The sequence below is a fragment of the Pseudomonas sp. LS44 genome, from assembly GCF_024730785.1.
Taxonomy (GTDB): Bacteria; Pseudomonadota; Gammaproteobacteria; order Pseudomonadales; family Pseudomonadaceae; genus Aquipseudomonas.
This window is the reverse complement of sequence record NZ_CP102830.1, coordinates 100,047-125,180: the sequence shown is the minus strand read 5'-3', so window position 1 is coordinate 125,180 and position 25,134 is coordinate 100,047. Positions and strand designations below refer to the sequence as shown.

The window sequence follows — 25,134 nt, the reverse complement described above, 5'->3', positions numbered from 1 at the left end:
CAGTTCGGCCACGCGGGATGCGCGCATCGGTAGGACGGGGGCAACCCGCCGAAGGGATCGCGGCATCCAACCACGCGGGTTGCACCCGCCCTACGCAAATCATCGGCGGCCTTCCTCGAATAGGTCGTCCAGCGCATCCAGCAAGCGCTCGCTGGGGCGGGCGAAATAAACCCCGGCGGTCGGCATGCCGCGCAGGAACAGGTAGAACGCACCGCCCAATTGCTCGTCGCGAAAATCCGCCAGGCGCTGGCGCAGAAAGCGCCGCAGTGCCACCAGGTAGATCAGGTACTGCAGGTAGTAATGCTCGCCGGCCAGCGCCTGCACCAGGCGGTCGCCGCCGTAGTAGCTGACATCCGGACCCAGCCAGTTGGACTTGTAATCGGCGATGTACCAGCGCCCGTCATGCTCGAAGGTCAGGTCGATAAAGCCTTTGAGAAAGCCCTTCAAACTGTCGAACTCCAGACGTCCGGCGGCCTCGCGCAGCGGCTCGGCCAGACCCATCGCCGGATCAGTGAGGATTGCCCGCAGGCGCAGTACGTCGAGGCCGCCGACCGGGAAGGTGAAGCCCAGCTCCGGCAGACGCCGCGCCGGGGCGAGCGCACTCAGGCGCAGGCCGTGGCCGTCGAGGTCGCTGTCGAGCACCTGCTGCAGCTGCTCGACAGCGATCGCGCCCCATAGTTCGGCGGAGATGCCGTGGGCGCTGAGCGCCGGCTCGACCAGCTCGGTCAGGGCGCCTTTGCCGCGCGCCCAGTCTTCGAGAATCGCGTGCAGGCAGGTACCGGCGCGCGCGCCACGCGGGAAGGCAAAGAAGCCCAGGCCCGGCTCGCTGGCATCCGGCATTACCAAATGGTCGCGGTCCGGTGCCTCCATGTGCAGGCCGGCGGCCAGCCCGGAGAAACTGCCAATGCGCCAGGCGCTGGACAGGCTGCGGGTGAAGCGTTGCAGCAGCGCCGGCGCAGCGCCGCGTTGTTCGCCGGCGGCGCTGGCTTCGTGGCCGAGCAGCGGCAGGCGGGCGATCAAACCCTCGCTGCTGGCCGCCAGGGCATCGACTTCGGCGGCCAGCTGGGCGCCGTGGTTGTCCTGCAGGTGCGCGGCCAGTTCGCCGAGCGGATCGGCGCCGAGCGCATGGCGACCATGCAGCAGCCAGGCCAGGGCGCTGCTGTGCAGGCCTTCCTCGGGCAGCCCGCCATCCTTCTTGGCCTTGGGCACCGCGACCGGCCCCCAGTGCAGCCACAGCCGATCCCGCGCGCGGGTCAGCGCCACGTAGGTGAGGCGCAGTTTCTCGGCGAACACTTCGCGGCGCGCCTGCTGCAGGCGTTCGTCGAGCCGCGCACTGCCCAGATCGAGCAGCGGCTGGCCGTCTTCGTCGTGGCAACGCGCGCTGCTGGTATGTGGGCCGAGCAGGCGCCCGTCCCAGAGGAACGGGCAGAACACCAGCGGGTATTCGAGGCCCTTGGAGGTGTGGATGGTGACGATCTGCACGCGTTCGGCATCGCTTTCCAGGCGCAGCAGGGCATCTTCGCCGGCGCCTTCGCTGCCGCGCTGCGCGTTGAGCCAGGCGAGCAGCGCCTCCAGGCCCGGACGCTGGAGACTTTCGGCCTGCAGCAGTTCGGCCAGGTGCAGCAGATTGGTCAGCCGCCGCTCGCCGTCGAGCCCAGCCAGCAGGCGTTCGGCAACCGCCTCCTGATCCAGCCAGGCGCGGAACAGGCGCATGAACCCGTGCTGCTGCCAGAGCTGGTGATAGTGCTCGGCATCGCTGCGCTCCTTGTCCCAGGCGTGCTCGTCGTCCTGGCAACGCGCCAGTTGCGCGGCGTCGCGACCGAGCAGGCGAGTCGCCAGGGCGTAGCGCAGCAAGCCCTCACGACCCGGCTCGACATACGCGGCGAGCACTGCGCCGAGTTCGCCGGCCTCCTCGCTATGCCACACGCTGTCGCGGCCGCGGCGCACGCTGGGGACGCCGCGCATGGCCAATTCCTCCGCGATGCTGGCGGCCTCACGATGACTGGCGACCAGTACAGCGATATCGCCGCCCTTGAGCGGGGTGCGCTCTCCGTCCTGGTCGAAATACGCCTGGCCCAGCACGCTGGCCGCCAACAACCCGGCAATCCGCTGCGCGGTATCCAGCGCCGCCAGTTCACCCGCGCGGCCTTTGTTCAAGCCTTCGTCGGCGAGCCAGACCAGCGCCAGCGGCGCCTCGCCTTGCTCGGCCGGCAACACCAGCTGCGCCCGCGACTTGCTCCCGGCGCTCACCGGTGGATAGTCCAGACCGCGTTCGGCGAACGGCTGCGGACGGTCGAACAAGCGGTTCAGCGCGGCGATCAGCTGGGCCGTGGAGCGGTAGTTGAACGGCAGGTCGTAGCGCCGTGCGGCGGCATCGCGGGCCTGCAGATAGGTCGCCAGATCGGCGCCGCGAAATGCGTAGATGGCCTGCTTCGGATCGCCGACGAAACACAGGTCGCCACCGTCGCGGTAGATGCGCTCGAAGATCGCGTACTGCACCGGATCGGTGTCCTGGAACTCGTCGATCAGCGCCAGCGGATACTGGCTGCGCAGGGTGCTCGCCAGGTCGTCGCCGACCGGACCCTGCAAGGCCTGATCGAGACGATTGAGCAGGTCGTCGAAGGCCAGCAGGCGCTGCGCCGCCTTGCGCGTCGGCAATTCGGCATTCAGGTGATCGAGCAGCCTGACCTGCAGGGCGATGAATTGCTGTTGCCCGGCCGGCAGCGCCAGCTCGAGGGTCGTGGCCAGCGCATCGAAGGCTTCGCCGAGCGGGCTGTGCGGCGCCTCAAAGCCTTTCTTGCTGGCCTTGTGCAGTACGGCGTTGCCGAGTTTGGCCAGCGCCTCGGGCGCACCGAACAGCGCCGCCGGGTCGGCGAAATAAGCGTCCAGTTCGGCGCCCCAGAGCGCCAGCTTGCTCAGCTTGTGGGTGCTCTGGCTCAGGCCGCCGTGAGCCAACAGACTGGCCAGCCAGGCCTGGCCGTCACGGTGCCAGAGTTGCGCGGCCTGTTCCCAGGCGGCGCCGGCGGCGCTCAACTCATCGCCGGCCAGCAGCTCGCGCGGCTCGATGCGCAGATAGGGTTTGCCCAGATGGCTGCGCAACTGCTGGCGCAAGGTCGCCGGGGTGATCTTCTGCTTGGCCAGAAAGCGCGCCCAGGCCGGTTCGGCGGCCACCAGTTCGTGGCGCCAGGCGTCGGCGAGCAGCGCGTCGAGCACTTCGCGGTCGTCCTGGGTGAGCTCGCTGTCGAAGTCGCCACCGGCCTCGAACGCGGCGTCCTGCAGGGCGCGCTGGCAGAAGCCGTGGATAGTGAAAATCGCCGCCTCATCGAAACCATGCACCGCCAGCAGCAAGCGTCGGCGCGCGTCCTCGCCGGGATGGCGGCGGTGCAATTCGCTGAGGAAAGCATCCTCACTGGGCGTGCCGGCATAGATCGCCAGCAGTTCGGCCAGGCGCGCACGGATGCGTTCGCGCAGTTCGGCGGTGGCCGCGGTGGTGTAGGTGACCACCAGGATCTGCCCGACGCTGAGCTGCTGCTCGAGCAACAGCCGCGCATACAGCGCGGTGAGCGTCCAGGTCTTGCCGGTACCGGCGCTGGCTTCGATCAGCGAGCGGCCGCTGAACGATGAGGTGTGCAGGTCGAGGCTCATGCGTCGTCCTCGTCGCTGGCCAGGGCACGCAGCGCCGGGCCGAGCAGTTGTTCGGCGAGTGTTTCGAAGCGCGCGTCCAGCGGGTCGCGGTCGCGGAAGGCCAGGGCGTACCAGGGATCGAGGCTCTCGCCGGGGATCGGGCTGAAGTCAGCGCCGAGCCAGGCGGCTTGCGCGGCGCCGCGGGCGGCGTCGATCGGCTCCTTCTTGCTGCGCGCGCTTGGCGTGCACAGCGATTTGGCGAAGGCATAGCTGCTGCGGGTGAGGAACGGCAGCGGCGCGCAGAGCGCCTCGCGGTAGCCGACCAGCCAGGCTTCGAGCAGCGCGGTCGGGTTGTCCAGCGGGCCGAGTTGCCAGTCGCCAGTCGGCGAAATCAGCCGGCTGTGGCGGGCGATGCCGAGCGGCGCGGCACCCGCGGTCACGGCGCAGTTGAGCAGCAGGTGGCGCAGCCAGAAGCCAGGCAAGTCCCAGGCGCCGGGCGCATACAGGCGCCAGTCGAACAGGCCCTCGCTGGTCACCCCATCGAGCCAGCCGTACACGCGTACGCCGGCCAGCTGAATATCCACCAGCAACGGCTGTGGCGCCTCGGCCGGGCGCAACTCGAACAGCTTGGGCGCGAACGCGCGCACCGGGCCGCGCAGCTGGCCCCAGAGCGCGTGGCCGAGTTCACCGGACGGCAGCCAGCCGGCGGCGCGGGCTACCTGGCGCTCGGCGTGCTCGCTCCAGCCGCGCTCGATGGAATCCAGGGCGAGCAGACGCAGGCCGCGGCGCGCCGAGCCTTCGAGGGCGAAGGGTTCATCGGCGGCGATGGCTTCGTCGGCATCGGCCAGGCGCAACCCCAAGCGCTGTTCGAGCAGGAAGCGCGCCGGCTGGCGGAAGCACAGCAACAGTTGCGCCGGCTCGATGATCAGCGGAGCGCCGCCCGGCCCGTCGGCGGCCGGCTCCGGCAGCCGTTCGATAAACGCCGGGGCTTGCCGCAGCGGCGCTTCGGCCAGGCGCTGGGCGGCGCGGAACCATGGCGCGGCGAAACCCTGATGCGCGCCGCTGGGTTGGAAGTTGCCAGCGGCGAACGGCTGCAGCGGATGGGCGATGGTGATCTGCGCGCTGGCTTTCTGCTCTTCTGGTAGGAGCGAATTCATTCGCGATGCTTCTGCGCTGCCTGGATCGCGGATCAATCCGCTCCTACCCACGGCGGTGAGGTCGACGGCTTCGAGCACTTCGCTGATCAGCACCGAGGGCGGCAGGTGGGCGTTGTCGCGCGGGTCGCGGCCGACATAGCTGAGGTACAGGCCGTCGCGCGCCGAGAGCAGGGTTTCCAGCAGCAGGTAGCGGTCGTCGAGGCGCCGCGCGCGGTCGCCGCGTCGCGGGCGCTGGGCGATCAGGTCAAAGCCGGCGGCCGGCGCGCGGCGCGGCAGCGCGCCGTCATCCAGGCCGAGCAGGCAGACCCAGCGAAACGGCAGGCTGCGCATCGGCACCATGGTGCAGAAGGTCACCGCGCCGGTCAGGAATCCCGAGGCGCTGCCGCCCTGTTCCAGCTGGCCGGTGAGTTGTTGGCGCAACAGGGCGAGTTCCAGCGGACGCTGAATGCCGGACGCCTCGGCCTGGTCACGCAGCGCGGCGCAGGCCTGGCTGAGCAGCAACAGGCTGTCGCCGGCCTCGCGCTCGTCGAACAGGCCGTCGATCAGCAGTTGCAGGCTGTCGGCCCACTCGGCCAGCGGTCGCGGCCGTTGCAACTGTTCAGCCCAGCTGGCGAGGCGCTCGATGAACGCGGCGAGACGCCCGAGCAGCTGGCCACGGCCGCCTTCCACCGCATCCAGTGGCCAATTGCCGCCGAGCAGCGGCAGGCCGTCACCGGCCAGTTGCGGCGGCGCGGCGAAACCCAGCAGCAAGCGGTCGAGACCCTGGCGCCAGCTGAACGCGGCATCTTCCGGCAGACCCAGGCGGCCGCGATGCGCAGCATCCAGGCTCCAGCGCACGCCGGCTTCGTGCAGCCAGTCGCGCAGCAGCGGTAGGTCTTCGGCTTCGATGCCGGCACGGCGGGCGATGGCCGGTTGCTCCAGCCAGGTGAGCACCTCTTCGGCGGCGAAGCGGCTTTCTGGCAGGCCTAGCAGTTCGAGGAAGGCCTCCAGCAGCGGCACTTCCTTGCGCAGGCTGCGGTCGGCCAGGCTGAACGGAATGCGCGGCGCCACGGCCCGCGGCACGCCATCGCGCGGGGTGCCCTGGCGGGACGCGAACACCGCTTCGATATAGGGCGCGTAGCGCTCGATGTCGGGGGTCAGGACCACCACCTGATCGGGGCTCAGGCTGGGGTCGGCGGCGAAGCGGGCGAGCAGCTGATCGTGGAGGATCTCCACTTCGCGCAACGGCGAATGGGCGATGTGCAGTTCCAGCGAGCGGTCGTCGTCGCGCAGCTGCACGCGTTCCTCCGGCAGCCGGGTGCGCAGGCGCAGAATGTCGTGTTGCAGGGCGTGCAGCAGGCTGTCGTCGTGCAGGTCGGCGTCTTCGGAATACAACCCGGTGTCCTGCCCGCCTTCTTCGGCGGTGAGGGCGAACAGGCTGTCGAAGAAGTCGCGGCCCTGCTTGCCGAGACTGGCCAGTAACGGGTGGCCGACGTCGAGGTACCAGTCGTCGGGGGCGAGCGGCGGAGAAGCTGCTGCGCTTGAGGAGGCTGCGTTAAAACCAGGCTCGGGATGCTCATGTACTACTCGTACACTCCGCTCCCTCTCCTGGTTTTGCCTTGCCTGCTCTGCGCTCGCGACGCTTTCCGCTCGCCCGCCAAACGCCCCCTTGGCCAACTCGCGAACGTCGCGGATTTCGCCCCACGCCTCGCGGCACGGATTGAGGGCGAAGATCACCACCTCGGTATGCCGCGCCAGGCCGTCCAGCACGCGCAAGTGGTGCGGCGGCAGGCTGCTGATGCCGAACACCAGCAGGCGCTCGGGCAGGCCGGCGAGCGGCGCCGGGTCATGCAGGCGCTGGAGCAGATCGTCGAGCAGGCGCGCGCGATGCGGATGGCCCTCGGCAGTCAGCTCGCGCCACAGCAGCGCCTGCCAGGCTTCGTCGCGACCCAGCTCGAGCAGTTCGTTGCGTTCCCAGGCAGCCAGCCAGTCGTCGCGGTACAACAGATATTGGTCGAACACATCGGCTATCCGCGCCGCCAGGGACAGCCGCCGGCGTTCGTCGCCGCCTTCCAGGTACTGGGCCAGACGCGGCGCGCGGTCGAGGTTGGCCGGTTCGCACAACCAGTCATACAGGCGCCAGGCGAGGGTCTGCGGGGAAAAGGCCGATTGCTCGGGCAACTGACCGAGCACCTGACGGGTCAGTTCCCAGACGAACTTGGCCGGCAGCTGCACGTCCAGATGCATGGCAATGCCTTGCTCGCGCGCCAGCTCGAGGCTCAGCCAGCGACCGATCCCCTGACTCGGCACCACCACCCGCGCCGGCGCCAGCGGGTCGCGCTGCGGTTGGGCGAGCAGGGCGGTCGCCAGGGCGCCGAGGGTTTCCAGATCGGGGGCGTGGTAGAGGTTGAGCATGGGGCGAGCCGGCGTCCTGTCGAGGGCGTTAGCGTATCAGCTCGCTCGGGAGGGCGGGCAGGCGCGACAGCCGGTATCGCGTACGAGGCAGGACGCCGCCTGGGTGGCATGGGGGCGTAGGTTGGGTCGAGCGCAGCGATACTCAACAGAGGATCAGCCTTGGGTATCGCCGCTACGCGGCTCAGCCCAACCTACTGGGCAACCGGGATCACCTGCATCTTCAGTCGCGGCTTCGACCAGTAGCCGGTGCAGCTGTCCTCGTTCTTGTTCAGCGCACCTTCGGGCGGCGCGAGGACGAAGCCGTAATTGGGATGATCGTTGAGCACCCACTGCTGCACTTCGGCGGTCACCGGCAGGCTGACTGTGGTGGTCATGCTGCTTTGCGCCACCCGCTTGGGCGCACCGGGCAACGGGGTGCCGGCCACCACGGCAAAGCCACTGCCGCTCTCGACGGTCTCGCTGGCCATCAGCAGCGGCAGCGCGCATTGGTCGCCGCCGCCCACGCGATTGCTGAGCGCGGTGTTGCGCCGGTCGAGGAGCAGCTCGGCGGAGACGATGGTGGCGCCTTGCAGATCGTCGAGATTGAAGCCGAACACGCCGTTGTAGGCATGGCTGATCTGCGTGCTGCAGGGTGCGCCGAGCTCGACATGGTTGGTGTAGCCGGCGATGAATTCGCCGGGCTGGCCGGGGCCGACCGGGTTGCGCACGCTGGCCGGATCGAAGGGGCCGGGCAGGCAGCCAAAGCGGTCGGTATACAGCGAAACCTTGGTGCCGACCCGCTCGGCAGCCCGATCCGGGAGAATTTCCCCCGACGGAGTAGACGAGCTACTGGCGCAAGCAGCGAGGGTGCTAAGCAGGATCAATAGTGGGGGTAGGGACAGGACGTTGTGCATGAACGGTTCCTCCAGACGGTCGGCTACCGGGACGCTGCACCTCACTTACTCACTACGGCTCCGGGCTGGCGTCGGGACATCTCTAGCTCAGACCGTACAAACGGCAAAAAGTCCAAGACCGAACATTGGCGCGATCTGGGGTTGGAATTACCAACTGCCGTAGGGGATTCCGTACTTGTCGATGTAGCCCTTTGCCTCCTTGGATAGAGGGCGATGCTTGCCGCCTGAAGTTCCGTCGTAGGGGCCTACTTTGCTGATCGCGGCTTCGAAGCGGCCGACTTCAATGGACTCCATACAGCTTCCTTGCAACCACACCTTGGCAATACCCCCAGGCGCCAAACCAATGCTGATGAATTTACGGTAACCAGTGGTTACCTCTTTCCCCCAATCACCTTTCCAAGGACAAGCCACCGGTCCTCTACTCACCATGGCATTGCGCATTTCCTTGGAGATATTGATGCGCACGTTATAGGTCTGCGGTTCCGCCAACGACTGCCAACGCACGAAGATAATTTCCGGCAGATCGACACCGCCTACCGATTTAGTACTGCCGCCCGGATTTTTCGGCCAACCGGCCGGATTGCCCTTGCTGTTCGCGGGGTTGGTAATGGAGGCCACACCGCCATGCACGTGCTCGAACACCAGGCCGCGCTGATCGATCACATCCACGCTTTCAATCCAGGCCTCCATGTAGCTGGGAGCAAACACACCCACCTCCCAGGCATCATAGGGGAGCTTTGGGCGCTCCTGGCCTGTGGCACACGCGGCCAATAATAGGGTCAAAGAAACCAGCAATGGTCGCTTCATTCCGGATAGCCCTCTTGCGGTTTGTTGTTATAGGTCAGTCGAATGTTGGGTGCAGGCTTATTGATTAACAGGCCGTAAGTAGGTGTCCAATGCGCGGACAGATGGATATAGCGCTCCCGCAAATAGCATTGTTCCGTGGGGCTCAATTCTCCGCTGCGCCCTGCTGCAATACCCATGAGCTTTTCGGCGATGGCTTGCAGGTCTTTCGGAATGGCTGTGCGGTTGTCCGTTTCATCGATGCTGTCAAACGGCACCCCATGACCCACGGCCAATTCCCGCATGAGACGCAGATAGACCAGTGCCAATTCACCTCGCACTTGTCGCTCGATGCTCAAGGAAAGGGTGAAGCGTTGATGGATGTCCCGCTGGAAGGGATGACCTGCTGGCTGATTAGCCCGCCAATACACCGGGCGCAAGGTGCCTTTACCGGGTAGACCGGCTCGTTCCAGAACCAGCTGCTCACGCTCGAGCCCTTGCCAGGCACTGGTGGACTGCAGAGGTCGGCCCGGCGTGACCAAAACGCTAAGCGGCTTGGTGAGCAGCAGCTTCTCAATCATGTTCGGCGGGTAGCCGCCACCGATGTCCGAATGCACGCCGGGTACCGTCAGCTCCGTATGCCCGGGCGTCGGTGTCACACAGCTAAGGGAAAAATTCCAGCGCTTCTCGTCCTTCGCGGTTAGGTGGACCACCTTGCGCGCGCAACCGGCTGGCAGATACAGGTTGATGCCGGGATTAGATTCGTCGGCTGGGCTCCAATCGTTGCGGCTGAAATCGACAACCGCAGCCACCGTATCGAAGAGGCCGATAAAGTTGATGGTCGCTGCTGATTGCCAGTCGAATGTGGGAGCAAATCCGGGAGTGTCAGCATTGAGAGTTTCGGCCAACAGTCCACCGTGCGGCTTGAGCAACTCGTTGGCGAAATGCCGGGCCGCTGCCGCGCCGCGGCTGAAGCCGAAAATATCAAACTCGACATGGGAAATTTTTAAAGCGGCGTTCCTACTGACGAGCCGTATCAACTGCTCCCGAATTTTGGCCGGACTCTGCCTGACCCGCGCCACTATCCCCGTCTCACCATTCCCAGTACCTGAACCAATAATGGAATCTGACCCACCGCTACTGGTGCCAATACCTTCCAGATAAATCTTCACATGCGCGGTTTTAGTATCGGCGGACAACTGCTCAGAAGCCTGGTCCTTATACAGCCCATGCAGAAGCGCCACGTTGCTGGCGCTATTGGCGTAGCTATTGTCCGGCGGCAGTAGTCCATCGACGCCGTTGTCGCGATAGCCAAAGGCCGCGCAGTGGCGGGCGGTCTCCTGCAAAGTGCGCTCATCCAGCAGCTGCAGGTCGTCGCGCCGGCATTGTTCGGTGGCCGCGGAGTTGGCGAGGTTGTTGCCAGTGCCGTCGAAGAACACGCCGACGCGCAGGGTGATGAGCTGCTCGACCGATTCCTCCAGCTCTTCCTCCTCCTCTTCTTCCTCCACAGGCGAGGGCGCGGAGTCGCCAGGCTGTTCCTGCCAGATGCGCGCCTGCGGGGATTGCAGCGCCTGCGGCGAGGTCGATGCCGACGTGGCGCCGGTAAACAACAACGGGCTAGGCGCAGTGAACGAGGCGGGGCTGAACTGGGTGCCGATGATCACCGTGCCGGAGCCGCCGATCACCACATTGCCGTGCTCGCCGGTGCTGCCTTGCACGGCAGCCGCACGGCCGTTGATCAGCACATTGCTGATCAGCTTGCCGCTCAGCGCCGCGCCGCAGGCACAGCGGTCACCTTGGCGGGCGCTGGGCAGGCCATCGAACAGCACATCGGCAGAGCCGCTGGCGATGGTGTTGGGTTTGCATTTCGGACAGCTGACGGCATCGCTCAGGCGCGCTGCGGGTTGACCGGACATACCAATCTCCTTATCGGTAAAAGTCGGGCGCAGACCATGCCGCAGCGCGCCGCAGCAGGCAACTGCCGCACCGCGATTGCGGGGCTGGATCACATCTCGCGGGGCCAGTGCGCAAGATCTGGCGCAGCTGCACAGGGCAGTTCGCCTGACCCACAACGGCGCTATTTACCGGCACGACTGGCGCGGTCATCGAACCGCAACTACAGCTACAGAGACGGCCACGACGCAGTGATCAAGCAAACCAACCAATCCGCTGCGCGTGCGTCGATTTTTGATCGAGCGACGCCCGCCTATCGTGCCGTTGGGCCAGAGCGCCGCCACGTTGGTTTAGGGGGCGCTGCACATGCTGACCCTGCTCAATCTGCTGTCTGCCGTGACTCTGCTGATCTGGGGCACGCACATCGTCCGGACCGGCATCCTGCGGGTGTTCGGCACACAGCTGCGGCGCGCCCTCAGCCACACCATGAACAAGCGGCCGCTGGCGTTTGTCGCCGGTATCGGCGTGACCGCGCTGGTGCAGAGCAGTAACGCCACCGCCCTGCTGGTCACCTCGTTTGCCGCCCAGGGTTTGATGGCCCTGACCCCGGCGCTGGCGATCATGCTCGGCGCCGACGTCGGCACCGCGTTGATGGCGCGGGTGCTGACCCTCGATCTGTCGTGGCTGTCACCGCTGCTGATCTTCCTCGGGGTGATCTTCTTTCTCTCGCGCAAGCAGACCCGCGCCGGACAGCTGGGCCGGGTCGCCATCGGTTTGGGGCTGATCATCCTGGCCCTGGAGTTGATCGTCGCGGCCGCCGCACCGATCACCCAGGCCCAAGGCATCAAGGTGCTGTTCGCCTCGCTGACCGGTGACCTGCTGCTCGATGCGTTGGTCGGCGCCCTGTTCGCCTTGATTTCCTACTCGAGCCTGGCCGCCGTGCTGCTCACCGCGACCCTGGCCGGCGCCTCGCTGATCAGCCTGCCAGTGGCCATCGGCCTGGTGATCGGCGCCAATATCGGCAGTGGCGTGCTGGCGCTGCTCAGCGCCGGCATGCAGACCGCCGCCGGTCGCCGGGTGGCGCTGGGCAGCTTGCTGTACAAGCTGATCGGCTTGCTGCTGATCATTCCCGTGCTGCATCCCCTGGCGCAATGGATGGACGGTCTGAAGCTCAGTCCGCAAGGTCTGGTGATCAGCTTTCACCTGCTCTACAACAGCCTGCGCTGCGTGCTGATGCTGCCCACAGTGCGGGCCATGGCGCGTTTTTGCACCTGGCTGCTGCCGGAACGCGCGCCGCTCAACGACATGTCCAAAGCGCGCTACCTCGACCCCACCGCCCTGCAGCTGCCGGGTCTGGCGTTGGCCAACGCGGTGCGCGAAACCCTGCGGATCGGCGACCTGATCGACGCCATGCTGAGCAACTTCCTCGAGGTGCTGCGCGGTGGCCAGCCGGCGCTAAGCCGCGAGCTACGGCGCCTCGACGATGAGGTCGACGCGCTGTATAGCGCGGTGAAACTGTACCTGGCGCGTATCGACCAAGAGAGCCTGAGCGAGCGGGAGAAGCGCCGCTGGGCGGAAATCATCGAGTTGGCGGTCAACCTGGAACAGGCCGGCGACCTGATCGAGCGCATGCTGTGCAAGGTGCAAGACCAGAAGACCGCGCAGCGGCGCGATTTTTCCGCGCACGGCCTGGAGGAGCTGGCGACCCTGCACGTGCAGCTGATCGCCAACCTGCATCTGGGCCTGGCGGTGTTCGTCTATGGCGATCACGAAAGCGCGCGCCAGCTGCTGCGCGAAAAGCGCCGCTTCCGTGCCCAGGAACGGCGCTTGGCGCACGCGCACGTCAGCCGCCTGCATCATCAGAATCTGCAGAGCATCGAAACCAGCTCATTGCACCTGGAATTGATCGCCGAGATGAAGCGCCTCAATTCGCTGTTCTGCAGCAGTGCCTATGCGGTGCTGGAAGGCCACGACACCGGCGCGCTAGCCAGCGGAGCACGCGACGAAGCCAGCGAGGGCGTGCCATCGTCAAGCTAGGTTCGACCACCCCATGGCCCAGCGACCCGCCGCGCGGCCGGGCCGACACGCGTGCCCCTAGCAGACCGTTGAAAAATGTAGGCGAGGCAGCCGAGACAAGGCAAAAACGGCCGGAAAAGCGCAGTTTACGTGCTGTAAATGAGCACTTGATTCGCTCCGCTCACCCACTTCGGGGCCGCGCTAAAGCGCGTTCAGCCTTCGGCTGTGAGGCCATTTTTAACGCCGGATCGGCAACGCAGGTAATTTTTCAACGGCCTGCTACCCGGATGGCCCGCGCTTGGGCAGAATCCGAGAAATGAGCACGTCCCCGATCGATAACCAGCATGTTTCCGTCAGCGCCAGCCTGACCCTTGCCGTGCTGCATGCCGGGCAGCGCCTCGGCGTGGCGCGCGACGAGTTGCTCAGCGCCTGCGGCCTGACCGAGCAGCAATTGAGCGACCCGGATGCCCGCGTGCCCTTCGCCGTCCAGGAGCAACTCTGGCAGCAGCTGTCCAGCCGTCTGGCGCTGGCCGAGCCGGGCTTGGCGTTGGGCCAGCATCTGGCGCCGGGGCCGTTCAGCGTGCTCGGCTATCTGCTGCAAAGCAGCGCCACCTTGGGCGACGCCCTGGCCGCCGGCCTGCGTTATCAGCGCCTGGTCGGTGAAGGCGGCGAACTGCTACTGAGCGAACGCGGCGCCGAACTGCATCTGGTCTATCGGCCGCTGCATGCCGAGCTGCCGGCTACCCGAGCGCGGGTACTGGCGTTGATGGCGTTCTGGGTGCAGATGATGGTGCCACTGCTGGATGACTTCGAGCTGCTGCGCGCCGAGTTCGTGCATGCCGAGCCGGAGCAGCTGATGCCGTATGCCGAAGTATTTGGTTGTCCGCTGCGCTTCCAGGCCGTGGACTACGCCCTGGTGCTGCCGGCGCGGCTGCTGTCGGTGGCGCTGATCCAGGCCAATCCACCGCTGCAGCAGCTGCTCCGCCAGCATGCCGAAGCGCTGCTCGCGCGACTGCCCAGCGAAGGCTTGATCGCCCGGGTGGTGACCCTGCTCGGCGCGCAGCTGGCACATGGCGAACCGGACCGCGCTGAGCTGGCGCGTAACCTCAACCTCAGCGAGCGCACGCTGCAGCGGCGCCTGGCCGACGAGGGCAGCAGCTATCAGCAATTGCTCAGCGACACCCGCCGCCAGCTCGCCGAACGCCATCTGCGCGACGGCCAGTTGCCGGCGGCCGAGATCGCCGTGCTGCTCGGCTATTCCGAACCCAGCGTGTTCTTTCGCGCCTTCCGCCACTGGACTGGCCTGACTCCGGGCGAATACCGCGCGCGCTATAGCGGCCAGGTTTAAGTTCGTAGGTTGAGTTCGTAGGGTGGGTCGAGCGCAGCGATACCCATCTATTCGTAGGTTGGGCTGAGGAGCCTGCAACGAAGCCCAACTTGCGGTGGCGGGCACAACATCTAAGCCACGCCGAACGGTGCCGTTGGGCATCGCGGAGCTCAGCCCAACCTACGGGTGCGCGTCTCTCTATAGCCGGGGGACCAGGGCGCCATATGCCTCCACACCCTGCGCCGCCAAAAAGGCCATAAACGCTTCGCGGCTGGTGTAGCGCGGGCGATAGCCGAATTCTTCCTTCAGGCGCCGGTTGGCCAGCACCGGGCGATAGCGCAGAAAATCCAGCTGTTCGGGACCGTACTGGGTCAGGCCGAGCGGCTTGAGCACCCGCAGCGCGCCGGCGATCAGGCAGGCGGGCAACGCCCGATAGGGTTTGCCGAGAATCTGCGCGATCTCGCGCAAGCTCAGCGCACCGTCGCCGGCCAGGTTGTAGATGCCCGCGGATGAGCGCTCCAGGCCTTGGCGAATAATGCTCACCACATCCTGGTCCCAGATGAACACGAAGCGGCTGTCGCTACCGCGGATGCCCATCACCGAATGCTTCTTGAACATGTCGGTGATCTGGTTGTTGACCCGCTTGCCGAGGATGGTCCCCGGGCGCAGCACCAACTGCTTGAGCTCTGGCTGCTGGCGGCGCGCCTGGGCCAGCAACTGTTCGACTTCGCGCTTGTGCTTGGCGTAGGCGAACTGCGCATGGCCGCGCAACGGATCTTCCTCGTCGATCCATTCGGCGTTCTCCGGAAAATAGCCATAGGCCGCGCCGGAACTGGTGACGATCAATTGCTCGACGCCATTGGCCAGCGCCGCCTTCAGCACCGCACGGGTGCCACCGACGTCGATAGCATGCAGCTGCGCTTCGTTCATGCCCGGCGGCGGCGTCACCACCGAGGCCAGGTGGACGATGGCCTGCGGCTGCCAGGCGGCGATGCAATCATGCACCTGCTGCGGCTGGCTGATGTCCAGGGTCACGCTCTCGAGATTGGGTTTCAGCCACTGCTGGCCCAAGGCGCGGATGTCGGCGGCGATCAGGGTCCAGTCGGGATAGTGGGCACTGAGATCGGCGAGCACCTGCTGGCCGATGAAGCCGGCCGCACCGGTAATCAGGACACGCATGGCAGAGCCTCCTGCGTCGGCAATGGACGCTTGCGCCAGAACAGCACCAACAAGCCGCCGCTGACCAGATGCCAGGTGCCCCAGAAGGCCGCGACCAGGGCCATGTTCGGCTCGCCACCGAACTGGGCGAAGATCAAGCCGAGCGCTAACCCGGAGTTGTGCATGCTGATTTCGATCACCATCGCCCGCAGGTTGGCGCCGTGCTGCCGCGCCAGCTTGGCCATCAGCCAGCCGAGGATGATCGCGCTGAGGTTGTGCAGCACGACGATGAGAAACACCAGACCGAGATTGGCGACGAACATCCGCCAGTTACCGGCCACCGCACCGATCACGAACACCGCGAAGGCCAGCAGGGCGAAGCGCTTGAACCAGGGCATGACCCGCTCGGCGAACAACGGGTAGAGATTGCCGACCAGCATGCCGAGCAGCAGCGGCACGCCGAGGAGGAAGATCAGGCTGACCACGATGCTGCCCTGGTCGACCTGCAAGGCATGCAGGCGCCCGGCCAGATAGGTCGAGGCCTCGGGATTCAGCGAGCTGGTCAGGGCGAAGTTCAGCGGCAACAGGACCAAGGCGAGCAGGCTCGACAACGCGGTCATGCTCATCGACAGGGCCACGTTGCCGCGCGCCAGATGGGTCATCACGTTAGACAGATTACCGCCCGGGCAGCACGCCACCAGCAACAGGCCGAGTTCCAGGCCGGGGTGCAGATCGACCAGCAGGGTCACCAGCAGGGTCGCCCAGGGCAGGATCAGGCATTGACCAAACAGCCCGGCGAGCACCGGTAACGGGCGACGCAGCACGCTGGCGAACTGCGTCACGCGCAACTCCAGCGAGACGCCGAAGATCATCAGCGCCAGGACCAGGCCGAGGATCAACTGGTGGCTTTCGTCGTAGTTCATGGACAGGCTTCTCTTATTTTGATGGCACGAAGGGTAATCCGCGCGTGGCGGCGCAACAGTGGCAGTGCCGGCCAGTGCGGGTGGCGGATCGCGACAAACGCCTGGGGCGCCGCCGCTACCGGGAGCATCTACAGTCGTTGCGGGGCGCAGGCGATTGATATTGAATAGCCATCACTGCTGGCCTTCGCCCTGCCTTCCATCGGAGCGTCCTGCAAGGTCGGCGCAACCGGCCGATTTCACCAGAACATCACTCCGGTATTCGTTCATGCGCCTTTTGTTCGTCATGTTCTGGCTTTATCTGCTGCCGTCGCTGTCTGCTGCCTCGCCTGTGGTGCAGCTGCCGACCGCAGGAAGTATGCCGCTGGAGTCACAAGTTCAGTACCTGCTCGACGCGCCGGACCAGAGTTTCGAACAGATCGCCGCCGGCGAGTCGCCCGGCACCTGGCAAGACAGCACGCGGACCCCACTCAATCTCGGTGTCCAGCGCAGCGACGTGTGGCTGCGCTTCGACGTGCGCCAGCCGGCGGACATGCAGCGCCTCTGGCACCTGGTGATCAAGTGGCCGCTGCTCGATTACGTCGAGTTGCGCCTGTATTACCCGCAAACGGGGCGCTGGAGTCCCGCCCAGCTCGCCGGCGACGGTGTGCCGGCCGCCACTCGCGCGATAGCCAGCCGCTATCTGGTGTTCCCGCTGCCCCTGGCAGCGGGCGAGCAGGCCACCGCCTATCTGCGCGTGCGCTCCTTCGAGCCGGTGATCCTGCCGCTGGAGCTGATGGATGAGGCGCAACTACAGCAGAGCGAGATGCACGCTACCCTCCTGATCGGTCTGTTCTTTGGCGCCATGCTGGTGATGCTGCTGTACAACGCCTGCCTGAGCCTGTTCACCCGCGAACGCAGCTACCTGCTCTACGTCTTGTACATCGCCGCGGCGCTGTTTTACGCGCTGGTCGTCACCGGCCTTGGCCAGCTGTATTTCGACTGGGCGTCACCCTGGCTGGGGGTCCGTTTGTTCGGTGTGAGTTCAGGCTGCGTGCTGATTCTGGCCGGTTTGTATCTGCGCAATTTCCTCCACCTCGGGCGGATCGGCGGTTGGGTCGACTGGACAAACCGCTTCTTCATTGGCTACTGGTGTGTGTTCACCGTACTGATATTCATCGCGCCCTCCAGCAAATTGCTGCACTGGATGTGCCCCAAAGAAGTCGCCCCGCTGAGCGCCCTCATAGCCCTGATCTCGTGCATCCATCTGTGGCGTAAGGGCTACCGCTCGGCACGCTTATTCATCTATGCCTGGGGCCTGCTGATGGTGTTGTCGACGATCATGCTCCTGGCGCTGGCTGGCCACCTGCCGAGCAATGACTTCACCCTCAACAGTCAGGTGCTGGGCATGACCGTGGAATTCATCCTGCTGGCCATTGCCCTGGTCGAACACATCAACCAGGAGCGCAGCGAGCGCCTGCGCGCGCAACAGGCCGCGCTGGACTATTCCGGGCGCCTGGCCCGCGAGCGCGAAGAAAAATTGCACGCCCAGCAGCAGGCCTTGCGCATTCAGCGCAAGGCCAACGAGGAGCTGGAACAGCGCGTCGACGAGCGCACCCGCGAGCTGGCCGGGTTGAATGTGCAGCTGGAGCGTTTGAGCAGCCTGGATCCGCTGACCCACCTGTTCAACCGCCGGCATTTCGAGACGCGCATGGGCGAGGAGCTGTGCCGCGCCAAACGCGCCGGCTCGACCCTGGCCGTGCTGATGGTCGACATCGACCACTTCAAATCAATCAACGACCGCTTCGGCCATCCGTTCGGCGACGAATGCCTGCGCCGGGTCGCCGCCGTACTGCATGCGCATAGCCAACGCGCCGGCGATGTGGCGGCGCGCTACGGCGGCGAGGAGTTCATCCTGCTGTTCGCCGATACCGGCCCGGTCGGCGCGCGGCATTGTGCCGAGCTGATCCGCGCCGACATCGCCGCCCTGCGCCTCGCCCATAAAGGCGGCGAGGTGCGCATCAGCGCCAGCATCGGCCTGGTGGTGCAAGTCCCGGACTTGGCCGTCAGCAGTCAAACCCTGATTGCCCAAGCCGATGTCGCCCTGTATCGAGCCAAGGCGCAGGGTCGCGATCGGGTGATCTGCGCCAACGAGCTCGTCCAGACCTGACGCCGGGAGCGCAGGCTCGGCGCCTTCCCGAGGCTAGCCAGAGCGATGCGCGGTGAGCCGACAAAAGCGGCGAACTCTTCACGCCAGCCACCGGTCTTTGATCGTTCCCACGCTGGAGCGTGGGAACCATCGCCATCGCTGCCATGGTCCTCGCCCATGCGAGTCGCGAGGTGCGGATAAGCGCCAGTCAGGAGCTCCCCCCACCGCCACGACCACGTTCTCGCGACGCACTGCCGGCCATAAGCGCTTCTCCACCCGCGGGATGGGCAGTATTCTGCGCACCCGCCTTGCTTGACTGCCGCCCATGACTGTCGCCGTTTGGAAATCCCGCCTCGCCAGCGTGATCGCGCTGATCCAGCGCTATCCGGGGATCGTCGCGGCCTTCGGGTTCATTTCCGGATTGGCGAGTTTCGTGCTGGTCGATCGCCAGGCCACCCTGGCACCGGTGATCGCCGGCATCCTTCTGCTCAGCTGGGTCTGGCTGATGTTCGAAGGCCTGGCGACGCGGGTGTTCGCGCGCTCTTTCGGACGCAAGATTCCCGAGCCGTTGCTGCGCTACGTCACCCAGATGATCCATCAGGAAAGTCTGTTCTTCGTCCTGCCATTCTTCTTCATCACCACCACCTGGAACAGCGGCCAGGCGCTGTTTACCGGGTTGCTAGGCCTAATCGCGCTGGTCTCGATCGTCGACCCGCTGTATTTCAAATGGCTGGCGCCACGCCGCTGGCTGTACATCGCCCTGCACACCCTGGCGCTGTTCGCGGCGATGCTCACGGCGCTGCCGATCATCTTTCACCTGACCACCACGCAGAGCTACAACCTGGCGCTGGGGATTACCGTGCTGCTGTCGTTCCCGAGTCTGCTGGTGACCTTTCCGGTGCAGCGCTGGTGGCGCGGCTTGGCGCTGATCGGCGTCACCCTGGCCCTGGGTGGCGCCGGCTTCCTGCTGCGTTCCTGGGTGCCGCCGGCGACCCTGTGGCTGACCGAGGCCACGGTCACCACTCAGGTCGACGGACAAAACCGCACGCCGGGCAAAACTCTCACTCAGGTCAGTGCCAGCCAGTTGCGCCAGAGCGGTCTGTACGCCTACACGGCGATCAATGCACCGCGCGGTCTGCAGGAACGCATTTACCACGTCTGGCGGCGCGAGGGCGGCGACGAAGAGCGCATCGCCCTGGATATCCAGGGCGGACGCAAGGCCGGTTACCGCGCCTGGACCCACAAGCGGAATTTCCCCGAACAAGTGGTCGGCAACTGGCAGGTGCGGGTGATCACCGATAACGGCCAGCTGATCGGCGTGTTGCGCTTCGAAGTCACCCCCTAGCCCTAGCCAACCGCAGTTCCCCTTTCCTGCGGCCGTAGGATGGATCGAGCGCAGCGATACCCATCCTACAAAGGTGCGTGCGATCCTACCCGCTGGTCGAGTCTGATCAGCCCCGTAAAAGATCAAGCAGCGCATCTGCGGCAGCCGCGGAAGAGGCCGGGTTCTGCCCGGTGATCAGCAGGCCATCCTGTTCGATGTGCGCCTGCCAGTCGGCCGCCTTGCTGTAGTGGCCACCATTGGCCTTGAGCATGCCCTCGACCAGGAAGGGCACCACCTCGGTCAGCTGCACCGCGGCTTCCTCGCTGTTGGCGAAGCCGGTGACCCGCTTGGCCTGCACCAGCGGGTGACCGTCGGCGCCCTTGACGTGGCGCAGCACGCCCGGCGCGTGGCAGACCGCTGCGACTGGCTTGCCGGCGGCGATGAAGGCTTCGATCAGGGCGATGGACACCGCGTCCTCGGCGAGGTCCCACAGCGGGCCGTGGCCGCCGGGATAGAACAGCGCGTCGTAGTCGCGCGCATTTACCTCAGCGAGGATTCTGGTCTGCGCCAGCACCCGCTGCGCCGCAGGATCCTCGGCGAAACGCCGGGTGGCATCGGTCTGCGCATCGGCGGCATCGCTCTTCGGGTCGAGCGGCGGCTGGCCACCCTTGGGCGAGGCCAGGATCAGCGTGGCACCGGCATCCAGAAAGCGGTAGTAAGGGGCGGCGAATTCTTCCAGCCAGAAGCCGGTCTTCTGCCCGCTATTGCCGAGCTGGTCGTGAGACGTCAGCACCATGAGAATCTTCATCGCGGCTTCCTCGGGTCGGTGGTCTGGTCATGATAGGACAAGCATTTCGGTCCGAGATCGTGCCACCAGCGCCACGGGCGACAGCCGGCGATCACGGCCTGATCACGCCGAGCCGTAGGTTGGGTGGGGGCGCCTAGCCTGAGCGCAGCGATACCCAAAACAGGCGCGATGGGTATCGCTGCGCTCAACCTGCGCGGCCCAACCCATCCTACCCAGGTGCCTGCCGGGAAGGCGCCTCCGAATCAGCCCTCCAACGCCATCGCCGGGCCGAAGAACTCGTAATGGCTCTGGCTTTCCGGCACGCCCAGCTCGCGCAGGTGGCGCTTGACCTGGGCCATGAACGGCTTGGGCCCGAGGAAGTAGGCGTCGACATCGCGGCTCTCCGGTAACCAATCGGCCAGTTGCTCGCGGCTGAGCAAGCCGTGCGCATCGCCGCGATCGCCGGCGCGCGGCTCGCTGTAGCAGAAGAAGCGCCGCACCTGCGCATGCGCCGCGCTCAATTCCTCGACCCGCTCGGCGAAGGCCTGCACGCCGGCGTGCCGCGCGCAATGCACGAAGTGGATCGGCCGGCCGCTGGCGGCGCTGGCTTCGAGCATGGCCAGCGTCGGGGTGATGCCGACCCCGGCGCTGATCAGCACCAGCGGTTTGGCCGACGCACGCAGGACGAAGTCGCCGGCCGGGGCGAACAGCTCCAGTTCGTCGCCTTCCTTGACCCGCTCGTGCAGATAGTTGGACGCCCGCCCGCCGGCCTCGCGCTTGACGCTGATGCGGTACTCGCGGCCATTCGGCGCGGCGGACAGCGAATAATTGCGGCGCACCTCCTCGCCGTCCAGCTGCAGGCGCAGGCCGATGTACTGGCCGGGCGTGTAGTCGGCGACGGCGCCGCCATCGCTCGGTTGCAGGTAGAAGGAGCTGATCTCCTCGCTCTCCGCCACCTTGCGCGCCACGCGGAACAACCGGCCGCCGCGCCAGCCGCCGGGAGCCTGTTCGTTAGCGGCGTAGACTGCTTCCTCGGCGCCGATCAGCAGCGCGGCCAGCTGCCCATAGGCAGCGGCCCAGGCGGCGATCACCTCATCGGTGGCGATCTCGGCGCCGAGCACCTCGCGGATCGCCCGCAACAGGCAGCTGCCGACGATCGGGTAATGCTCGGGCAGGACCTGCAACGACACATGCTTGCTGATGATTTGCCCGACCAGCGGGCCAAGCGCCTCCAGGCGGTCGATATGCCGGGCGTACATCAACACACCGTTGGCCAGCGCACGCGGTTGATCGCCGCTGGCCTGGTGGGCTTGGTTGAACAGCGGGCGCACCTCGGGATGCTCGCTGAGCATCAGCTGGTAGAAATGCGTGGTCAGCGCTTCGCCACCGCTTTCCAGCAGCGGCACGGTGGCTTTGATCAGGGCAAGATGGTCGGCAGATAGCATCGGGGCAATCCTCAGTCGGTGAAATTCTGCCTTGACCTTTCCAGAATCCGTGCCAACTTTTACCCCTATATAAATCAGTAACTTATGCACTTGGTTGTAGTTATGACAACATACGAATCTGTGTCATAACCACAACGTGGAGTCTTAATGACAACCAATCCACTGCTCCAGGCATTGCTCCCGCTGGTCGACGACCTGAGTCGCGAGCTGGCCGAAGGCGAACGCTACCGGCGCCTGCTCAGTGCCTTGCGCGGCCTGATCCCCTGCGACGCCACCGCGCTGCTGCGTTTGGATGGCGAGCAGCTGATCCCCCTGGCGGTCGACGGCCTGAGCGCCGATACCCTCGGCCGGCGCTTCACCCTCGCCGAACACCCGCGCTTCATGGCCCTGCTGGCGAGCCCGACGCCGACCCGTTTCGCCGCCGACAGCGGCCTGCCCGACCCCTACGACGGCCTGGTCGAAGCGCACAGCGGCCAGTTGGAGGTGCACGACTGCCTGGGTTGCCCGCTGCTGATCGACGACCAGCCCTGGGGCCTGCTGACCCTCGACAGCCTCGACCCGGCGCGCTTCGCCCAGGCCGATCTGGACAACCTCGAAGCCTTCGCCCGCCTGGCCGCGGCCACGGTCAAGGCCAACGGCCGGCTGACCAGCCTGACCCGCCGCGCCGAAGCCGAGCACCAGCTGGCCGAGCGCTACCGCGCGGTCGCCGGGCAGGCTGAAAGCCCCGAGTTGATCGGCCAGAGCGCGGCGCACAAGCGCCTGCTGGCGGAGATCGACACGGTCGCCGGCAGCGACCTGACCGTGCTGATCGGCGGCGAGACCGGGGTCGGCAAGGAACTGGTGGCGCAGACCCTGCACGCCCGTTCGCCCCGCGCCGCGCGGCCGCTGATCAGCCTCAACTGTGCGGCGCTGCCGGAGGCGCTGGTGGAGAGCGAGCTGTTCGGCCATGTGCGCGGCGCCTTCTCCGGCGCTCACAGCGAGCGCAGCGGCAAGTTCGAGCTGGCCGACGGCGGCAGCCTGTTCCTCGACGAAGTCGGCGAGCTGCCGCTGGCGGTGCAGGCCAAGCTGCTGCGCGTGCTGCAGAGCGGCCAATTGCAGCGCCTCGGCTCCGACCGCGAGCACCGGGTCGACGTGCGTATCCTCGCCGCCAGCAACCGCGACCTGGCCGAGGAAGTGCGCGCCGGGCGCTTTCGCGCCGACCTCTACCACCGCCTCAGCGTCTACCCGCTGAAGGTGCCGCCGCTGCGCGAGCGCGGCCGCGATGTGCTGTTGCTGGCCGGCTACTTCCTCGAACAGAACCGTACCCGCCTGCACCTGCGCAGCCTGCGCTTGGGCGCGGCGGCGCAGGCCGCGCTGCTGGCACACGACTGGCCGGGCAACGTGCGCGAGCTGGAACACCTGATCGGCCGCGCCGCGCTCAAGGCCCTGGCCGGCCACGCCGAGCGGCCGCGTATCCTCAGTATCGAGGCCGAGCATCTGGATCTGACGACGCCAGCCGCAGCGCTTGCAGCCACCCAGAGCGCCAGCCCGCTACCGGCCGGAAAGGATCTGCGTACGGCGGTGGAGGCCTACCAGCGCCAGCTGATCCAGGCCGCCCTACAGGATCAGCAGGGCAACTGGGCGGCGGCCGCCCGCCAGCTCGGCCTCGACCGCGCCAACCTGCATCGCCTGGCCAGCCGCCTGGGGTTGAAGCAGGGTTAACCAGGACGGTCTGCAAATCCGAGGGCCGTAGCCCGGATGAAATCCGGGGAAAAGACGCCTGCGGTTCCCGGATTGCATCCGGGCTACGTTGATTACCTATGCATCAGGCGCCCGCCCGTAGGATGGGTTGAGACGCGCAGCGTCGATACCCATCGTGACGTGGTGATGGGTATCGCTGCGCTCAACCTACGCGGCCCGACCCATCCTACAAAGCTCCCATCAATAGGCGAAGGAGCAGGCCGCGAGCTTGCGCGGCCTAGCCAAAAAACCAGTAGCACACGCCGATCGCCGCCAGCACCCCGGCCAGGTCGGCGAGCAGCGCGCAGCCCACCGCATGCCGCGCGCGCTGGATGCCGACCGCGCCGAAGTACACGGCGAGGACGTAGAAGGTGGTTTCCGTGCTGCCCTGAATGGTCGCCGCCACCAGCGCCGGGAAGCTGTCGACGCCGTGGGTCTGCATGGTCTCGATCAGCATGGCGCGCGCCGCACTGCCGGAGAACGGCTTGACCAGCGCGGTCGGCAGCGCCTCGACGAAGCGCGTGTCCCAGCCGGCCCACTCGACCAGCGCGCGAATCCCGTCCAGACCCAGTTCCAACGCCCCGGACGCGCGCAGCACGCCGACCGCGCAGAGCATGGCGACCAGATAGGGCAGCAGACTCTTGGCCACGTCGAAGCCTTCCTGGGCGCCCTCGACGAAGCTCTCGTAGACCTTCACCCGCTTCAGCGCGCCAAGCAGCAGAAACGCCATGATCACGCCAAACAGGGTGAGGTTGCCGAGCAGCGACGACAGGCTGGCCAGGGCCACGGCCGACAGGGTGAACAGAAACGCCACGAAGCTGCCCAGCAGGAACATGCCGCCGAGCAGCCAGGCCAGGAGCACCGGATCCCACAGACGGATGCGTTGCATCACCGCCACCGACAGCAGCGCCGTCAGGTTGGCGCAGAAATGCGCCAGCAGGATCGGCAGGAATACCAGGGTCGGATCGGCCGCGCCCTGCTGCGCGCGGTACATGAAGATCGATACCGGCAACAGGGTCAGCGACGAGGCGTTTAGACAGATGAACAGGATCTGCGCGTTGCTCGCCGTGGTGCTGCTCGGATTGAGCTCCTGCAGCGCGCGCATGGCCTTGAGACCGATCGGCGTGGCAGCGTTGTCCAAGCCCAGGCCGTTAGCGGCGAAGTTCAGCGTAATGAAGCCGAGCGCCGGATGGCCGCGCGGCACTTCGGGCATCAAGCGGGCGAACAGCGGGCCGAGGGCGCGGCCAAGCGCATCGACCAAGCCGGCTTTTTCGGCGATGCGCAAAAAGCCCAGCCACAAGGTCAGCGTGCCAAACAGCAGCACCATCACCTCGACCGACAGCTTGGCCATGGCGAACAGGCTTTCCACTATGCGCGCGAATACCGCCGCATCGCCGTCGACCAGCCAGGCGCTGAGCGCCGCCACACCGGCCACCAGGAAAAACCCTAGCCACAAGCCATTAAGCATCGTCGTTCCCCCAAAATATGTGCCGCGCTGATCATAACGGCCCGCTCCCTCGCCGTCGCGCAGCCGTCACACGCTGCGTCTAGGCTTGCAGGCTCCAG

The 25,134-nt window shown here is 66.3% G+C and carries 15 protein-coding genes; 5 read left to right on the top strand and 10 right to left on the bottom strand.

Features of this window, described 5'->3' with window-relative positions; all coding sequences use genetic code 11:
* Window positions 1-99: 99 nt before the first annotated feature.
* The 5 genes from recB to NVV93_RS00585 form a co-directional block, all read right to left on the bottom strand.
* Window positions 100-3,645 carry an exodeoxyribonuclease V subunit beta gene (gene recB, locus NVV93_RS00605; protein ID WP_258252531.1) on the bottom strand — a complete coding sequence of 1,182 codons (3,546 nt, stop codon included), beginning with the start codon at window positions 3,643-3,645 and terminating at the stop codon, window positions 100-102.
* A complete protein-coding gene (gene recC, locus NVV93_RS00600) occupies window positions 3,642-7,175 on the bottom strand; it encodes an exodeoxyribonuclease V subunit gamma (RefSeq protein WP_258252530.1) in 3,534 nt (1,177 codons plus the stop codon). Before recC ends, recB begins: the two co-directional genes overlap by 4 nt.
* Window positions 7,176-7,366: 191 nt before the next feature.
* Entirely contained in the window at window positions 7,367-8,068 is a 702-nt protein-coding gene (locus NVV93_RS00595) for a hypothetical protein (RefSeq protein WP_258252529.1), read from the bottom strand.
* A 147-nt stretch (window positions 8,069-8,215) separates the two neighbouring features.
* Window positions 8,216-8,875, bottom strand: coding sequence for a DUF2931 family protein (locus NVV93_RS00590; protein ID WP_258252528.1), 660 nt, complete (start codon window positions 8,873-8,875; stop codon window positions 8,216-8,218).
* Window positions 8,872-10,767, bottom strand: a complete 1,896-nt coding sequence (locus tag NVV93_RS00585) for a PAAR domain-containing protein (RefSeq protein ID WP_258252527.1) — start codon at window positions 10,765-10,767, stop codon at window positions 8,872-8,874. The genes NVV93_RS00590 and NVV93_RS00585 overlap by 4 nt, the downstream gene beginning before the upstream one ends.
* Before the next feature lie 343 nt (window positions 10,768-11,110).
* Between NVV93_RS00585 and NVV93_RS00580 the strand changes: the two genes are divergently transcribed.
* Together NVV93_RS00580 and NVV93_RS00575 are read left to right on the top strand one after the other, a co-directional pair.
* Window positions 11,111-12,781 (top strand): Na/Pi cotransporter family protein, encoded by a 1,671-nt coding sequence (locus NVV93_RS00580; RefSeq protein ID WP_258252526.1) that lies wholly within the window; start codon window positions 11,111-11,113, stop codon window positions 12,779-12,781.
* A gap of 295 nt (window positions 12,782-13,076) precedes the next feature.
* Window positions 13,077-14,108, top strand: coding sequence for an AraC family transcriptional regulator (locus NVV93_RS00575; RefSeq protein WP_258252525.1), 1,032 nt, complete (start codon window positions 13,077-13,079; stop codon window positions 14,106-14,108).
* Between the two features lie 177 nt (window positions 14,109-14,285).
* Here the strand turns inward: NVV93_RS00575 and NVV93_RS00570 are convergent, their stop codons facing one another.
* Together NVV93_RS00570 and NVV93_RS00565 are read right to left on the bottom strand one after the other, a co-directional pair.
* Complete coding sequence (locus NVV93_RS00570; RefSeq protein WP_258252524.1) at window positions 14,286-15,266, bottom strand: SDR family oxidoreductase; 981 nt, start codon at window positions 15,264-15,266, stop codon at window positions 14,286-14,288.
* The gene (locus tag NVV93_RS00565; RefSeq protein ID WP_258252523.1) at window positions 15,254-16,168 is read right to left on the bottom strand and encodes a bile acid:sodium symporter family protein; all 915 of its coding nucleotides are present in this window, start codon (window positions 16,166-16,168) and stop codon (window positions 15,254-15,256) included. Before NVV93_RS00565 ends, NVV93_RS00570 begins: the two co-directional genes overlap by 13 nt.
* A 265-nt stretch (window positions 16,169-16,433) precedes the next feature.
* On the opposite strand from NVV93_RS00565, the gene NVV93_RS00560 reads away from it, so the two are divergent.
* Both NVV93_RS00560 and NVV93_RS00555 read left to right on the top strand, forming a co-directional pair.
* Window positions 16,434-18,314 carry a diguanylate cyclase gene (locus NVV93_RS00560; RefSeq protein WP_258252522.1) on the top strand — a complete coding sequence of 627 codons (1,881 nt, stop codon included), beginning with the start codon at window positions 16,434-16,436 and terminating at the stop codon, window positions 18,312-18,314.
* Window positions 18,315-18,618: 304 nt separating this feature from the next.
* A complete protein-coding gene (locus NVV93_RS00555) occupies window positions 18,619-19,638 on the top strand; it encodes a DUF2914 domain-containing protein (RefSeq protein ID WP_258252521.1) in 1,020 nt (339 codons plus the stop codon).
* Between the two features lie 106 nt (window positions 19,639-19,744).
* Here NVV93_RS00555 and NVV93_RS00550 read toward each other — a convergent pair whose 3' ends face one another.
* Both NVV93_RS00550 and hmpA read right to left on the bottom strand, forming a co-directional pair.
* The gene (locus tag NVV93_RS00550; protein WP_258252520.1) at window positions 19,745-20,425 is read right to left on the bottom strand and encodes a type 1 glutamine amidotransferase domain-containing protein; all 681 of its coding nucleotides are present in this window, start codon (window positions 20,423-20,425) and stop codon (window positions 19,745-19,747) included.
* 242 nt (window positions 20,426-20,667) lie between these two features.
* Window positions 20,668-21,849: an NO-inducible flavohemoprotein gene (gene hmpA / locus NVV93_RS00545; protein ID WP_258252519.1), complete on the bottom strand. Its 1,182-nt coding sequence runs from the start codon at window positions 21,847-21,849 to the stop codon at window positions 20,668-20,670.
* A gap of 147 nt (window positions 21,850-21,996) precedes the next feature.
* Here hmpA and norR point away from each other — a divergent pair, with 147 nt between their 5' ends.
* On the top strand, window positions 21,997-23,550 hold the full coding sequence (gene norR / locus NVV93_RS00540; RefSeq protein WP_258252518.1) for a nitric oxide reductase transcriptional regulator NorR: 1,554 nt from the start codon (window positions 21,997-21,999) through the stop codon (window positions 23,548-23,550).
* Between the two features lie 256 nt (window positions 23,551-23,806).
* Here the strand turns inward: norR and NVV93_RS00535 are convergent, their stop codons facing one another.
* Window positions 23,807-25,036 carry a nucleoside recognition domain-containing protein gene (locus NVV93_RS00535; RefSeq protein ID WP_258252517.1) on the bottom strand — a complete coding sequence of 410 codons (1,230 nt, stop codon included), beginning with the start codon at window positions 25,034-25,036 and terminating at the stop codon, window positions 23,807-23,809.
* Window positions 25,037-25,134 lie beyond the last annotated feature (98 nt).

What these genes read in the sequence shown, in the direction of transcription:
- recB (WP_258252531.1), bottom strand. Translation starts at nt 3,645, where the DNA reads ATGAGCCTCGACCTGCACACCTCATCGTTCAGCGGCCGCTCGCTGATC.
- recC (WP_258252530.1), bottom strand. Translation starts at nt 7,175, where the DNA reads ATGCTCAACCTCTACCACGCCCCCGATCTGGAAACCCTCGGCGCCCTG.
- NVV93_RS00595 (WP_258252529.1), bottom strand. Translation starts at nt 8,068, where the DNA reads ATGCACAACGTCCTGTCCCTACCCCCACTATTGATCCTGCTTAGCACC.
- NVV93_RS00590 (WP_258252528.1), bottom strand. Translation starts at nt 8,875, where the DNA reads ATGAAGCGACCATTGCTGGTTTCTTTGACCCTATTATTGGCCGCGTGT.
- NVV93_RS00585 (WP_258252527.1), bottom strand. Translation starts at nt 10,767, where the DNA reads ATGTCCGGTCAACCCGCAGCGCGCCTGAGCGATGCCGTCAGCTGTCCG.
- NVV93_RS00580 (WP_258252526.1), top strand. Translation starts at nt 11,111, where the DNA reads ATGCTGACCCTGCTCAATCTGCTGTCTGCCGTGACTCTGCTGATCTGG.
- NVV93_RS00575 (WP_258252525.1), top strand. Translation starts at nt 13,077, where the DNA reads ATGAGCACGTCCCCGATCGATAACCAGCATGTTTCCGTCAGCGCCAGC.
- NVV93_RS00570 (WP_258252524.1), bottom strand. Translation starts at nt 15,266, where the DNA reads ATGCGTGTCCTGATTACCGGTGCGGCCGGCTTCATCGGCCAGCAGGTG.
- NVV93_RS00565 (WP_258252523.1), bottom strand. Translation starts at nt 16,168, where the DNA reads ATGAACTACGACGAAAGCCACCAGTTGATCCTCGGCCTGGTCCTGGCG.
- NVV93_RS00560 (WP_258252522.1), top strand. Translation starts at nt 16,434, where the DNA reads ATGCGCCTTTTGTTCGTCATGTTCTGGCTTTATCTGCTGCCGTCGCTG.
- NVV93_RS00555 (WP_258252521.1), top strand. Translation starts at nt 18,619, where the DNA reads ATGACTGTCGCCGTTTGGAAATCCCGCCTCGCCAGCGTGATCGCGCTG.
- NVV93_RS00550 (WP_258252520.1), bottom strand. Translation starts at nt 20,425, where the DNA reads ATGAAGATTCTCATGGTGCTGACGTCTCACGACCAGCTCGGCAATAGC.
- hmpA (WP_258252519.1), bottom strand. Translation starts at nt 21,849, where the DNA reads ATGCTATCTGCCGACCATCTTGCCCTGATCAAAGCCACCGTGCCGCTG.
- norR (WP_258252518.1), top strand. Translation starts at nt 21,997, where the DNA reads ATGACAACCAATCCACTGCTCCAGGCATTGCTCCCGCTGGTCGACGAC.
- NVV93_RS00535 (WP_258252517.1), bottom strand. Translation starts at nt 25,036, where the DNA reads ATGCTTAATGGCTTGTGGCTAGGGTTTTTCCTGGTGGCCGGTGTGGCG.